10 protein-coding genes are annotated in these 13,975 nt (G+C 67.3%); 5 read left to right on the plus strand and 5 right to left on the minus strand.

Annotated elements, in window-relative coordinates; genetic code table 11:
- Positions 1–73: 73 nt before the first annotated feature.
- From C0541_RS17680 to dinB, 3 genes are all read right to left on the minus strand, one after another.
- Positions 74–2,341 (minus strand): TonB-dependent siderophore receptor, encoded by a 2,268-nt coding sequence (locus C0541_RS17680; protein ID WP_115050564.1) that lies wholly within the window; start codon positions 2,339–2,341, stop codon positions 74–76.
- A gap of 346 nt (positions 2,342–2,687) precedes the next feature.
- Positions 2,688–3,368: a phosphoglycolate phosphatase gene (locus C0541_RS17685; protein ID WP_115051138.1), complete on the minus strand. Its 681-nt coding sequence runs from the start codon at positions 3,366–3,368 to the stop codon at positions 2,688–2,690.
- A gap of 182 nt (positions 3,369–3,550) precedes the next feature.
- On the minus strand, positions 3,551–4,630 hold the full coding sequence (gene dinB / locus C0541_RS17690) for a DNA polymerase IV (protein ID WP_115050566.1): 1,080 nt from the start codon (positions 4,628–4,630) through the stop codon (positions 3,551–3,553).
- Between the two features lie 341 nt (positions 4,631–4,971).
- Between dinB and fabA the strand changes: the two genes are divergently transcribed.
- The gene (gene fabA / locus C0541_RS17700; RefSeq protein ID WP_115050570.1) at positions 4,972–5,487 is read left to right on the plus strand and encodes a 3-hydroxyacyl-[acyl-carrier-protein] dehydratase FabA; all 516 of its coding nucleotides are present in this window, start codon (positions 4,972–4,974) and stop codon (positions 5,485–5,487) included.
- Positions 5,487–6,695, plus strand: a complete 1,209-nt coding sequence (gene fabB, locus C0541_RS17705; protein WP_115050572.1) for a beta-ketoacyl-ACP synthase I — start codon at positions 5,487–5,489, stop codon at positions 6,693–6,695. Before fabA ends, fabB begins: the two co-directional genes overlap by 1 nt.
- Positions 6,696–6,793: 98 nt before the next feature.
- Here fabB and C0541_RS17710 read toward each other — a convergent pair whose 3' ends face one another.
- Together C0541_RS17710 and C0541_RS17715 are read right to left on the minus strand one after the other, a co-directional pair.
- Complete coding sequence (locus C0541_RS17710) at positions 6,794–8,818, minus strand: M3 family metallopeptidase (protein WP_115050589.1); 2,025 nt, start codon at positions 8,816–8,818, stop codon at positions 6,794–6,796.
- Positions 8,819–8,917: 99 nt separating this feature from the next.
- On the minus strand, positions 8,918–10,021 hold the full coding sequence (locus tag C0541_RS17715) for a PLP-dependent cysteine synthase family protein (protein WP_115050591.1): 1,104 nt from the start codon (positions 10,019–10,021) through the stop codon (positions 8,918–8,920).
- A 132-nt stretch (positions 10,022–10,153) separates the two neighbouring features.
- Here C0541_RS17715 and C0541_RS17720 point away from each other — a divergent pair, with 132 nt between their 5' ends.
- The 3 genes from C0541_RS17720 to C0541_RS17730 all read left to right on the plus strand — a co-directional run bounded on the left by C0541_RS17720 (position 10,154) and on the right by C0541_RS17730 (position 13,763).
- Positions 10,154–10,555 carry a CopL family metal-binding regulatory protein gene (locus C0541_RS17720; protein WP_115050593.1) on the plus strand — a complete coding sequence of 134 codons (402 nt, stop codon included), beginning with the start codon at positions 10,154–10,156 and terminating at the stop codon, positions 10,553–10,555.
- Between the two features lie 104 nt (positions 10,556–10,659).
- The gene (locus tag C0541_RS17725) at positions 10,660–12,450 is read left to right on the plus strand and encodes a copper resistance system multicopper oxidase (protein ID WP_115050595.1); all 1,791 of its coding nucleotides are present in this window, start codon (positions 10,660–10,662) and stop codon (positions 12,448–12,450) included.
- Positions 12,451–12,668: 218 nt separating this feature from the next.
- The gene (locus C0541_RS17730) at positions 12,669–13,763 is read left to right on the plus strand and encodes a copper resistance protein B (RefSeq protein WP_429001356.1); all 1,095 of its coding nucleotides are present in this window, start codon (positions 12,669–12,671) and stop codon (positions 13,761–13,763) included.
- Positions 13,764–13,975: the final 212 nt, after the last annotated feature.

A 13,975-nucleotide genomic window follows, 5' to 3' on the forward strand; every position in this document is an offset into this window, starting at 1 on the left:
CCAGGAATTCTGTCGCGTCACTGCATGCTCTCCTCGTGCGGCGCGCACGTTCGCGCGCGGTGCCGCATTGCTGTCAGAAACCAAAACTCAGGCTCGCCCAATACGCGCGCCCCGGTTCGTTGTAGGTGGCCGCCCCCGCCGCGCCGCCGGTGTTGTTGGTGCCTTCGCGGAACAGACGGGTGTCGAACAGGTTGTCCACACCGACGCCCACGCTGACCTTGCGGGTGATCCGGTAACGCGCGCTGACGCCCCACAGATCGTAGGGGTCGCGCGCGTCGGGGGCGATGGCACCGCCGCTGGTGCTCGATTGCGTGGCCGACTCCTGCTTGCCGTAGAAGGTGCCGGTGAGTAGCAACGACACCGCCTGGGTCGGTTGCCAATCCAGCGTGGTGTTGACCGTGTATTCCGGGATCACCGACAGCGGCTGATCGGTCGCGGTGTTCTTGTTCTCGATCATGTAGGTGACATTGGTATTCCACTTCAACACGCGGCCCTGCTCGCCCAGCAGCGGCAGGGTGAGATTGCCTTCCACGCCCTGCACGATCGCTTCCGATGCGTTGGTCCACTGGAACACCTGCCCGCGCCGGTCGACCGTGACCCCGACCGGCACCATTCCGGCGACGATCTTGTCGTCGTAGGCATTGTGGAAGTACGTCAGCGAGGCATGGTGACCGCTCTGCGGTGCCCACTCGAGGCCGATTTCCTTGTTGATGCTGGTCTCCGGATCGAGATCGTCGTTGCCCTGGATATAGCAGCCCGAGCCGAGATTGGGGAACAGCACCGGGCAGCCATTGCCGCGCGTGTAGTACAGGTAATTGGCGTTGGACTGGTACAGGTTGGGCGCCTTGAAGGCGCGCGCGATGCCGCCCTTGAGCAACCAGTCGTCGCTGAGCTTGTACTGCACGTTGAGGCTGGGGCTGAGGTTGTTGCCGAACTGGCTGTGGTGATCCAGCCGCACACCCGGCGTCAGCGTCAGCCGCTCGCTGGCGTAGATGTTGTCTTCCAGATACACCGCGCTGAGCGTGGCCTCGCTGCGCGGGCTGCGCGTCCCGTTGGGAAGGCCGGGGAAACCACCGCCGGCACTCACCGTCTGCGACATCGAGTACGCATCGCTGAGGCGGCTCTGGCGGCGCTCGAAGCCCAGCGTCAGCACCTGCTCGGCCCAGGCCTGCAGCGGCAGGTTGAACTCGCCGTCGATGTTGAGATTGTCGAGCGTGGCGGTGGAGTTGAGCAGGCTGGCGGCAATGGAGCCTTCCGGGCCGCCGGCCAGGCCTTCATTGAGGCGGGTATTGTCGGTGCCTTCATAGGCGGCGGTGAGGCGCGAGGTGCCGAGCGCCCAGGTGCCGCGATGGGTCAGCGAGGCGGTGCGGCGGATCATGGTGTTGGTTTCGCTGCCGAACAGTGCGCCCAGGTCGGCACCGGCCAGGCCGTCGGCGCTGACCGCACGATCACCGGCGTACAGATTGCCCTGGCGGCTGAAGCCGGCATCGAGTTCGATCACCTGGCCTTCGACCGGATCCCAGCGCAGCAGGCCGTTGATGTCCTTGTTGCGCACACCCTCGCGCCCGGCCGGCGGCACCGCAGCGGCGCTGCTGGCAAAGCGGCGATTGAGCTCCAGCGAATCCGGATCGGTCTTGTTGAGGTTTCCATACAGGCGGAACGAGAACGTGTCGCTCAGCGGCCCGCTGAGCTGGAAGCCGGCCCGCTGGCCACCGCCTTCGGCACTGTGCTGCGGCACCAGGCCGAACAGGTTCATCGAGCCGGTCAGATGGCCGGTGGGCTTCTTGGTGATGATGTTGACCACGCCGCCGGAGGCACCGGAGCCATAACGTGCCGCCGCCGGGCCGCGCAGCACTTCGATGCGCTCCACCGCCTCGGCCGGCACCCAGTTGGTGTCGCCGCGCGTATTGCGCTCGCCGCTGCGGCCCATGCGCACCGCATCGCGCGATCCCACCGGCTTGCCATCGACCAGAATCAGCGTGTTTTCCGGGCCCATGCCGCGCAGGTCGATCTGGCGGTTGTTGCCGTACTGGCCGGAGGCACTGTTGCCGGTGAGATTGACGCCCGGCATGGTGCGCAGCAACTGCGACAGATCGTTGACCGGCGGACGCCGCTCGATGTCTTCGGCGGTGATCACCGATGCGCCCAGCGCCTGGCGGGCGATCTGCGCGGCGGTGACGTGCACGGTGTCCAGCGACTGCGGATCGGCCGCTACCTCTTCGGCAGATGCGCTGCAGACGGCGCTGCCACAGCCAAGCGCAATGGCCAGCACCAGCTGACGGCGGGACGCCACGGGACCGCGTGCAGACGCAGACCTGCATGACCGGCGTGATGCGGACATTCTCAAACCTCTCGACAGGAGATGGACCTCTGGCGACGGCTTGAGGTGATACGTGGGGGAGCTGCGTGCCGCAGGCACGCGATGTGCTTGCCAGGCGCTGACGCAGTCAAGATTGTCCGCACATTCTACACGGATGCGATTCATTCTCAAATGAAACGACCGCGCTAGCGGAGCGGCATGCGGCACTGGCCGAACCAGCGCGGCGCGTTGTGACAAGGCGCTGCGCACCGTTTGCAGACAGGTGCGCGTGCCGGCTGGCTTACGCTGCCGGTCTCATGCCTGCGACAGTGATCCAGGGCGGCAAGCCGACCGCGGCATTGCTGCTGCACGCCATGCTGGACGCTGCCTACACCCGGTGCCGATCCCCTTGCGCGTCCTGCCTCAAGGCAAGCAGCTCGCGCATGTCATCCATGATCGCCACCGCGCCGGCGCTGTGCACATCGAAGCCGCGCAGATAGCCGTAACGCACCATCGCCAGCGGCATTGCCGCGGCGTTTGCCGCCGCCGCATCGGTGGCCGAATCGCCGACCATCAGGCACTGCTGCGGGGTAAGCCGGAACTGGCTGGCCAGGTGCAGCAGCGGCGCTGCATCGGGTTTGCGCTGCGGCAGCGAATCGCCACCGAGCACGCTGCTGAACTGCGCAGCGATGCCCAGATGCTCCAGCAGCGGCGCGATGAAGCGCGCGGGCTTGTTGGTGCACAGCGCCAGCGTGGCACCAGCCTCGCGCAGGCCGGCCAATGCCTCGGCAACACCGGGATAGAGCTGCGGGTTGTGCAGCAGGCTGGCCTGGTAGTGACGCATCATCACCGGCATCTCGGTATCGGCATCGTGCGTGCCGCCGGCTTCGCGCAGGGCGGTGGCAAGCAGCACGTGCACTCCTTCGCCGATCCAGCTGCGGATCGTCGCCTCGCTGAACTGCTGCAGCCCGAGTTCCTGCAAGGTGGCATTGAGCGCTTCGGCGATATTGGGTGCGCTGTCCACCAGCGTGCCATCCAGGTCGAAGATCACCAGCGGATACGGAAACATGCGCACAGTCTCGTTGGGGGAGCGGCCTGCAGTGTACGAGCGACGGGATTCAGGACGCGTCACCGTGGCGCGCCTCAGATGTTCGATGCAGGCGCCGATGCAGGTGCGCATGCGTGCGTGGCTGCCGTCATCGCTGCACGCTGCACGCCACGCCCGCAGCAACGCGGGTGTGCCACGCGCACTCACTGTGCCTGCGGCATCTCGCCGAACAACTCGCCCTGTACCGCGCCCGCTTCCGCGTCGCTGAAACCGCTCAAGCCCACCCCGACCAGGCGATAGCGCGTGTCGTCGGGCAACTCCACGCGCCGGGTCAGCGCCAGCGCGATCTCCGCCAATGCCTCCAGCGAGGCCGGTGGCTGATCCGGCGTGTAGGAACGGGTCAGGATGCGAAAGTTGGAAGTCTTCAACTTGAGCACCACGGTGCGCCCGATCCGCTCGGTGCGGCGCGTGGCCAGCCAGGTCTTCTCGGCCAGGCGCAGGATGTGCGGATCCAGTGCCTCCAGTGCGATGTCCTCGCTGAAGGTATCTTCCGAGGACACCGACTGCACCTCCTGATCCGGCTCGACCGGGCGTTCGTCGATGCCGCGCGCGCGCCGGTACAGGCTCTGCCCGAAGCTGCCGAAATGCGCCTGCAGTTCTTCCAGGGGGCGCAGCCGCAGATCGGCCACGGTGACGATGCCCAACGCCGCCAGCTTGCCATCCATCACCTTGCCCACGCCGGGAATGCGGTTGACCGGCAGCGGCAGCAGGAAGGCATCCACGCGACTGGGTGCGATGACGAACTGCCCATCGGGCTTGCGCCAGTCCGAGGCGATCTTGGCCAGGAACTTGTTCGGTGCGATGCCGGCCGATGCGGTGAGCCGGGTTTCCTCGCGGATCTGGCTGCGGATCAGCTGCGCGATTTCGGTGGCCAGTTGCATGCCGGTCTTGGCCTGCGTGACATCCAGATAGGCTTCGTCCAGGGACAGCGGCTCGACCAGGTCGGTGTGGCGATGAAAGATCTCGCGCACCTGCCGCGACACCGCCTTGTAGCGTGCAAAATCCGGCGGCACGAACACCGCATCCGGACACAGGCGTTCGGCGCGCAGCGCCGGCATGGCCGAACGAATGCCATAGGTGCGCGCTTCGTACGAGGCCGCGCACACCACCGAGCGCGCACCGCGCCAGGCCACCACCACCGGCTTGCCGCGCAGCGATGGGTCGTCACGTTGCTCCACGGACGCGTAGAACGCATCCATGTCCACGTGCACGATCTTGCGCATCAAGCTGGCATCTCTCCGAAAGCGTCCGGCCATGATAAATCAGCCGCGTCTCACGTCTTGCGCCGCGCCATCGCGCAAGCCCGGGCGCGAACGGACGCAAGCGCTGGGCAGGATGCGCCGCTGCGTCTTTTTCCCAGCGTCCTGCCCCGAGTGCGCACGCCTGGCCGCGCTTGGCCGGAGGCCGTCGCCTGCGCTCGCTATTGTCGGCACAACGCGCTTGCCGCACTGCGCGCGCGGCTGAAAACAGCACGCATGCGTACGGATAAAACGTTTGATTGAACCGCGCGCCCTCATGCACCCTTGCCCGCCTCGCCTTTCGCTTCTTGCAGGACACGTTCGTCATGACTCGTCAAAGTGCGTACTCGCGCGACCAGCTGCTGGCCAGCGCGCGCGGGGAATTGTTCGGGCCCGACAGTGCCCGCCTGCCCAACGATCCGATGCTGATGTTCGACCGCATCACCGAGATCAGCGACAGCGGCGGCGCGCATGGCAAGGGCCTGATCCGCGCCGAACTCGACGTGCGCCCGGACCTGTGGTTCTTTGGCTGCCACTTCATCGACGACCCGGTGATGCCCGGCTGCCTGGGCCTGGATGCGATGTGGCAGCTGACCGGCTTCTTCCTCACCTGGATCGGCGCCGCGGGCCGCGGCCGCGCGCTGGGCTGCGGCGAGGTCAAGTTCACTGGCCAGGTGTTGCCCAGCGCCAAACTGGTCAGTTACGAAATCGATGTCAGCCGCGTGATCAACCGCAAGCTGGTGATGGCGCAGAGCGATGCACGCATGCTGGTGGACGGGCGCGAAATCTACACGGCGAAAGACCTGCGCGTGGGCATGTTCACTTCAACGGAGAATTTCTGATGCGTCGTGTCGTCGTCACCGGAATGGGCATCAATTCGTGTCTGGGCAACGATCTGGACACCGTCTCCAGCGCCTTGCGCGAGAGCCGCTCGGGCATCACCGCATTGCCCGACCATGCCGAGGCCGGCCTGCGCAGCCAGGTGGGCGGCGCGGTGGCGCTGGATCTGGACAGCCTGATCGACCGCAAGCTCAAACGCTTCATGGGCGATGCCTCGGCCTACGCCTATCTGGCCATGCGCGATGCGATCGCCGATGCCGGACTGGATGCCGAGCAGGTCAGCGACCTGCGCACCGGCCTGATTGCCGGCTCCGGTGGCGGGTCCAGCCAGTGGCAGGTGGAAACCGCCGATCTGCTGCGCAACCGCGGCGTGCGCAAGGTCGGCCCGTACATGGTGCCGCGCACGATGTGCTCGTCGGTCTCCGCCTCGTTGGCAACCGCGTTCAAGATCCGCGGCCTGAGCTATTCGCTGTCGGCGGCCTGCGCGACCTCGGCGCATTGCATCGGCGCAGCCGCCGACCTGATCCGGCATGGCGCGCAGGATGTGATGTTTGCCGGCGGCGGCGAAGAACTGCACTGGACCATGAGCGTGATGTTCGATGCGATGGGCGCGTTGTCCACCGGCTTCAACGACCGCCCGGCGGTGGCCTCGCGCCCCTACGATGCGCAGCGCGACGGCTTCGTCATCAGCAGCGGCGGCGGCATGCTGGTGCTGGAGGACTACGACCACGCCATCGCGCGCGGCGCGCGCATCCATGCCGAATTGCTCGGTTATGGCGTGACCTCCGATGGCGCCGACATGGTCGCGCCCAGCGGCGAAGGTGCGGTGCGCTGCATGCACATGGCCATGCACGGCCTGACGCAGCCGATCGACTACCTCAACACCCACGGCACCTCCACGCCGCTGGGCGATGTCACCGAGCTGGGCGCGGTCCGCGAGGTGTTCGGCGACAACGTGCCGCCGCTGTCCTCGACCAAGGCGCTGTCCGGCCATTCGCTGGGCACCGCCAGCGTGCACGAGGCGATCTACAGCCTGCTGATGCTGCGCGACGGCTTCATGGCCGGCTCGGCGCATATCGACGAACTCGACCCGCGCGCCGAAGGCTTCCCGATCCTGCGCCAGACGCAGGACGCCACGTTGAACACGGTGATGTCCAACAGCTTCGGCTTCGGCGGCACCAACGCAGCGCTGGTGTTCGGCCGGGTGTAATGGCGCGGCGCTGGGCGCCGCGCGGAACCGGGAATTGGGGATCGGTGTGCCGGGAGATTGCTCTTGCCACTCCCCACTCCCGATCCCCCAATCCCGGCTCAGCCGGCCATGCCGTTATGCCGCAACAGCGCATCGATGCTCGGGGCGCGCCCGCGGAAGGCGCGGAAGTTGTCGGCCGCACTGCGGCTGCCGCCACGCGACAGCACTTCATGGCGAAAACGCGCGCCGGTATCGGCCACCTGGTCGGGCGCTTCCTCGAAGGCGGCGTAGGCATCGGCGCTGAGCACTTCGGCCCACTTGTAGCTGTAGTAACCGGCGGCGTACCCACCGGCGAAGATGTGGCTGAACTGGTGCGGGAAGCGATTCCACGCTGGCGGGCGGTTGACCGCCACCTCGTCGCGCACGCGCTCGATCAGCTGCAGCACCTTGTCCTGGGTCGGGTCGAAGCTGCTGTGCAGCTGCATGTCGAACAAGGCGAATTCCAGCTGGCGCACGGTGAACATGCCGCTCTGGAAATTGCGTGCAGCCAGCAGCCGGTCGAACAGGTTGCGCGGCAGCGGCTCGCCGGTCTGCACGTGCGCGGTCATCGCCTGCACGCGCTCCCATTCCCAGCAGAAGTTCTCCATGAACTGGCTGGGCAACTCCACCGCGTCCCATTCCACGCCGTTGATGCCGGCCACGCCCAATTCGCCGATGCGCGTGAGCAGCTGATGCAGGCCGTGGCCCATTTCATGGAACAGCGTGGTGACTTCGCCATGCCGGAACGTGGCCGGGGCATCGCCACTGCCGCGGCCGAAGTTGCACACCAGATACACCAGCGGCGTCTGCACGCCATTGGCGGTGTCGCGGCGGTTGCGGCAATCGTCCATCCACGCACCGCCCCGCTTGCCTTCGCGCGCGTACAGGTCCAGATAGAACTGGCCGACCAGCGCGCCCTGCGCATCTTCCAGGCGATAGAAGCGCACGTCCTCATGCCAGACCGGCGCACGATCGAGCTTGACGGTCAGGCCATACAGGCTGTGGATCACATCGAACAGGCCGGCCAGCACCTTCGGCTCGGTGAAGTACTGCTTCACCTCCTGCTCGGAGAAGCTGTAGCGCGCCTGCTTGAGTTTTTCGCTGGCGTAGGCCAGATCCCAGGCCTGCAGTTCGTCCAGGCCCAGCGCATCGCGTGCAAAGGTTTCAAGTTCGGCGCGATCGCGTTGCGCATACGGCTTGGCGCGCACCGCCAGATCGCGCAGGAAGCCCATCACTTCGTCCGGGCTTTGCGCCATCTTGGTGGCGACCGAATATTCCGCGTAACTGGCAAACCCGAGCAGCTGCGCCAGCTCGGCGCGCAGGGCCAGAATACGATCGATAGTGGCACTGTTGTCCAGCGCCGCATCGCCGAACTCGGAGGCGCGCTCGGCGTTGGCGCGATACAGCCGCGCGCGCAGTTCGCGATTGTCCGCATCGGTCTGCACCGGCAGGTAGCACGGCATCTGCAAGGTGAGCTTCCAGCCCGGCACGCCGTCCTTTTCGGCAGCGGCGCGTGCCGCGGCGACCACTTCGGCGGGCAGGCCGGACAGCTCGCTTTCGTCTTCGCTTAGGTACGACCAGGCATCGGTGGCATCGAGCACGTTCTGCGAAAACCTGGCGGCCAGCGCGGACAGTTCTTCCTGGACCTGCGCAAACCGGGCCTTGGACGCGTCATCCAGCTCGGCACCGCCGAGGCGGAAATCGCGCAGCGCGTTTTCCAGCACCTTGCGCCGCGCGGCGTCGTAGTGCGCCGCTTCCGGCGCGTCGGCCAGCGCCTTGTACTGCGCGTACAGCGCCAGGTTCTGCGCCAGCGCACTGCCGAAGCGGCTGAGCTTGGGCAGGTTGCTGTTGTAGGCCTCGCGCAGCTCCGGCGTGTTGACCACCGCCTGCAGATGGCCGACCTGGCCCCAGGCGCGCCACAGCCGCTCGGTGGCATCGTCCAGCGGCACCACGAAGCTGTCCCAGCTGACCGGGCTGACCTGCTCGGCCGCTTTCACTGCGGCCTCGGCGTCGGCCAGCAGTTGATCGATCGCCGGGCCCACGTGCTCGGGGCGGATCGCATCGAAGGACGGCAGTCCGGACAGGTCGAGCAGCGGGTTGGTCATGGGGCGCTCCGGCAGGGGACTGGATCAGGAATCAGGATGAGGCGCTGGCACAGGTTGCGATACACAACGGTTTTGCCAGCGGCGTGCAGGATATGGCGGTCATTCCAGCGCTGCACAAGGCAGCGCCGGCAAGTCGCCGCCGTTGACGGCGACGGCAATGGCCGCATCGCTGTCGGTGACGTCGATCTCGCGCGCCGCGTACCAGGCCGGGTCGTAATAGCTGTGCGCGTAGCGCTCGCCGGCATCGCACAGGATGGTGACGATGGAGCCGCTGCGGCCGGCCTGGCGCATGCGCTGGGCGGCCTGCAGCACGCCGACGAAGTTGGTGCCGGTGGAACCACCGACGCGGCGGCCGAGCGTGGCGCTGACATGGCGCATCGCCGCCAGGCTCAGGGCGTCGGGCACCTTGATCATCATGTCCACGCAGCTGGCGATGAAGCTGGACTCCACCCGCGGGCGGCCGATGCCTTCGATGCGCGAGCCGCCGGTGATGGCCAGCTCCTCGGAGCACTGCCCGTCCACCGCGCGGCAATAACCGTCGAAGAACACCGATACTTCCGGGTCGGCGCACAGGATGCGGGTGGCGTGGCGCCGGTAGCGCACATAGCGGCCCAGCGTGGCGCTGGTGCCGCCGGTGCCGGGGCTGCAGACGATCCAGTCCGGGATCGGATGCGGCTCCTCGGCCAGCTGCTTGAAGATCGATTCGGCGATGTTGTTGTTGGCGCGCCAGTCGGTGGCGCGCTCGGCGTAGGTGAACTGGTCCATGAAATGGCCGCCGGTCTCGCGTGCGAGCTGGTGCGAGGCACTGTCCAGATCGCAGGCACGTTCGACCAGGTGGCAGCGGCCGCCCTGGAACTGAATCGCGGCGATCTTTTCCGGCGAGGTCGACGCCGGCATCACCGCGATGAAGGGCACGCCCAGCAGCCGCGCGAAATAGGCCTCGGAAATGGCGGTCGAGCCACTGGAGGCCTCAATCACCGGCCGCCCGGCACGCAGCCAGCCGTTGGTCAGCGCGTACAGGAACAGCGAGCGCGCCAGCCGGTGCTTGAGGCTGCCGGTCGGGTGGCTGGACTCGTCCTTGAAATACAGGTCGATGCCCGGAAAGCCCGGCAGGTCCATCGGAATCAGGTGGGTGTCGGCCGAACGGTTGAAATCGGCCTCGATCTTCTGGATGGCGGCGGCCACCCACTGGCGCTGCGACATGGCAGGACTGTGCGGCGAAGGAAGCGCCAATTCTACCGCTGCCAGGTGCGCGACCACGGCGGGCGGGTCATCGGGCGGACAGCTGGACGCCGGTGCTATGCTGGCCGCACCTGTCCGCCGCCCTGACTGCCCGTGCTGCGTTGCCTGCTCCGCCTGCTGCTGTGCCTGTGCCTGGTTGCCAATACGGCCACCGGCGCCTGGGCGTCGGTGGGCATGGCGCTGCCGGCCATGGCGTCGGCCGGGACGGTTGCGACCGCGTCGATGGCGCACGCGCCCACGTCGGCCGCGATGCCGTGCCATGCCGACATGCAGCCAACCGCTGCGGCGCATCCCCCCGATAAAACCCAGCATGCGCACCCGGCCGACTGCTGCAAGCTGGGCAGCTGCGATTGCCTGCAGCACTGCAGCCTCGCCCTGCTGACCCTGCCTGCGGTGCCCGCCGGCCTGCCTGGCCGCCCCACCCTGCCTGCCACCCTGGCCGAAGGACGCAGCAGCCCGCTGCCCGAGCAACCGGTTCGACCTCCCATCGCCTGAGCGCTGACGGCTTTCGCCGTCATCGGGCCTGCGTGCGTGTTGCGCAGGGTTTCCAGAGCGATGCGATGCGCTTGCCTTGATTGGCAGGCCGCGCCGGAGATGTCATGTCCTTCGATCCCAGTTCTTTCGATCCACCCTCCAATGGCGGCCTGAGCCGACGCCGCTTCGTGCAAGGCCTGGCCTTGGGCGGGGTTGCCGCAAGCACCGGCCTGTGGCGCAGCGATGCGCGTGCATCCAACCCGGTGAGCACGCCAGTCCTGCGCGGCAGCAGCCAATCGCTGCAGATCGGCCGCATGCCGGTCAACCTCACCGGGCGCACCCGCAGCGCCATCACCGTCAACCAGAGCCTGCCCGCGCCCACGCTGCGCTGGCGCGAGGGCGACACGGTCAGCGTGCGCGTGCGCAATGGGCTGGCCGACCAACCCACCTCGGTGCACTGGCACGGCCTGTTGCTGCCGGCCAACATGGATGGCGTGCCGGGGATGAGCTTCGACGGCATCGCGCCGGGCCAGGAGTATCACTACCGCTTCGCGCTGCGCCAGTCCGGCACTTACTGGTACCACAGCCATTCGATGTTCCAGGAGCAGGCCGGCTTGTATGGCGCCATCGTCATCGACCCGCTGGCGCCGCCGCCGTATCGGCACGACCGCGAGCATGTGGTGCTGCTCTCGGACTGGACCGACCTGGACCCGGCCGCGCTGTTCCGGCGGCTCAAGCAGATGCCCAGCCACGACAACTACGCGCAGCGCACGGTGGGTGATTTCCTGCGCGATGCGCGCGACGACGGCTTGCGCGCAACGCTGGCCGATCGCGGCATGTGGGGGCGCATGCGCATGACCCCGACCGACCTGTCCGACGTCAACGCCAACACCTATACCTACCTGCTCAACGGCGTCGCCCCGGCTGGCAACTGGACCGGGCTGTTCCAGCCCGGCGAGAAGGTATTGCTGCGTTTCATCAACGGCTCGTCGATGACCTACTTCGACATCCGCATCCCCGGCCTGCGCATGACCGTGGTGGCCGCCGACGGCCAGTACGTGCATCCGGTCAGCGTGGACGAGCTGCGCATCGCCGCGGCCGAAACCTTCGACGTGCTGGTCGAACCCATCGGCCAGGATGCATTTACGGTGTTCGCGCAGGACATGGGCCGCACCGGTTTCGCCTGCGGCACGCTGGCGGTGCGGCATGGGTTGCAGGCGCCGATACCGGCGCTGGACCCGCGCGCGATCTTGACCATGCAGGACATGGGGCACGGCGATGGCATGCACCATGCGGTACCGCCGATGCACGGCGCCGCCGGGATGCAGGCCGCGCATGCGGGGCATTCCATGCACACGCATGCCGCTGCCCCGACGGATGCGCACGACAAGACGCCTCGCCACCCTGCCAGCGAAGATGGCAATCCCTTGATCGACATGCGCAGCAATGCCACCGCGCCGCGCCTGGACGACCCTGGCGTGGGCCTGCGCGACAACGGCCGCCGGGTGCTGTGCTACGCCGACCTGCACAGCCTGTTCGAGGATCCGGACGGCCGTGAGCCAGGGCGCGAGATCGAACTGCACCTGACCGGGCATATGGAGAAATTCGCCTGGTCGTTCGACGGCATCGCCTTCGCCTCGGCAGAGCCCTTGCGGCTGCGGTACGGCGAGCGGCTGCGCATCGTGCTGGTCAACGACACCATGATGCAGCACCCCATCCACCTGCACGGCATGTGGAGCGATCTGGAAGACGCCGACGGCAATTTCCAGGTGCGCAAGCACACCATCGACATGCCGCCCGGCACGCGCCGCAGCTACCGCGTCCGCGCCGATGCGCTGGGCCGCTGGGCCTACCATTGCCATCTGCTGTACCACATGGAAGCGGGCATGATGCGCGAAGTGCGGGTGGAGGCATGAGCGCACTGCAGACGCAACACGTGGCGCTGCTCGCACTACTGCTGAGCGCATCGGCTGCTGCACAGGAGCATCAGCATGCGGCGATGGCATCATCCGCGCATGCCGATGATGCGCATGCAATGCAGATGGCTGAGCAGGCAACGGCCTCCCAGCCGCAGACGTCCATCGCAACAGCGACCTCGCCGTCATCCGCGCAGGTGAGCGCAGATGCGATGCAGATGGATCATGCGCATCTGCACCACGTGCAGCACTCCAGCGCTACATCGGCATCGGCATCGACAAACGCTGCTGACGGCACGCCTGCGCAACGCCCGGTACACGCCGACGCTTCGGCAGTGCCGACATCGACGCACCACGCCGGCATGCAGCGCGCCGATGCCGAGCATGCCGCACACCAGACCTCTGCCAATCCACAGCCGGACCCCACCCAGCGATCGCAGGCAGACATCGACCACGACACGATGGAGCACGCGTCCATGGAGCATGCGTCGATGCAACATGGACAGGCGCAGCACGGGGCGATGAATCACACCGGGATGGAACCTACGCCGCCCCCCCGAGCAGCGCCGCAGACACCGGCATCACCCACCGCCAGCGCAGTGCCACGCACGCCGATTCCGGAACCCACGGCCGAGGAAATCGCTGCAGCATTTGCCCCCTTGCAGCACCATGCGATGCACGCGCCAGGCATCAATCACTACGTGTTGCTCGATCGGCTGGAAGCCTTCGACACCACGCGCGGCAGCGGCCAGGACTGGGAAGCACGCGCCTGGATCGGTGGCGATATCGACCGGCTCTGGTTGCGCAGCGAAGGCGAGCGGCAGGACGGGCGTACGCAGGCCGCATCGGTGGAAGCCTTCTATGGCCACGCCATCTCGCCATGGTGGGACCTGCTGGTCGGTGCACGCCAGGACATCGGCGCGGGCGAGCACCGCAGCTGGGCCGCCTTCGGCGTGCAGGGACTGGCGCCCTACAAGTTCGAGACCGAAGCCACGCTCTACGTCGGCAGTGGCAGCCGCGCCGCCTTGCGGCTGGAGGGCGAGTACGAGGTGCTGCTCACCAACCGGCTGATCCTGCAACCGCGTGTGGAAGCCGGCATCGCCCTCACCGATGATGAGCGGCGCGGCGTCGACAGCGGCCTGGAGCAGGTCGAGGTCGGCCTGCGGCTGCGCTACGAAATCACCCGCCGCTTCGCGCCCTATCTCGGCTGGGTGCACAGCCGCAGTTTCGGTGATACCGCCCGCCGCGCTGCGATCGACGATGAGCCTGCACGCGACAGCCGGTTCGTCGCCGGCGTGCGCATCTGGTTCTGAGACAGCCGGTGTGCGCATGGGCCTGGCCATTGGGATTCCGATGCAGGCCCATGCCACGCGCTTGACCAGCGCAGGTCGTGCTGGCGCGTGCGATCGATCAGGGAGCGACGCCAGATCACCGATGCGCACCCTGCAGACATGCCGACAACCCCTGCCCCGCTACCATCGGCACCCAGCGCAGCCCGACCTGCCACGACATTCCACCGAGGAGA

Source organism: Xanthomonas arboricola (genome assembly GCF_003353015.1).
GTDB classification, from domain to species: Bacteria; Pseudomonadota; Gammaproteobacteria; order Xanthomonadales; family Xanthomonadaceae; genus Xanthomonas; species Xanthomonas arboricola_E.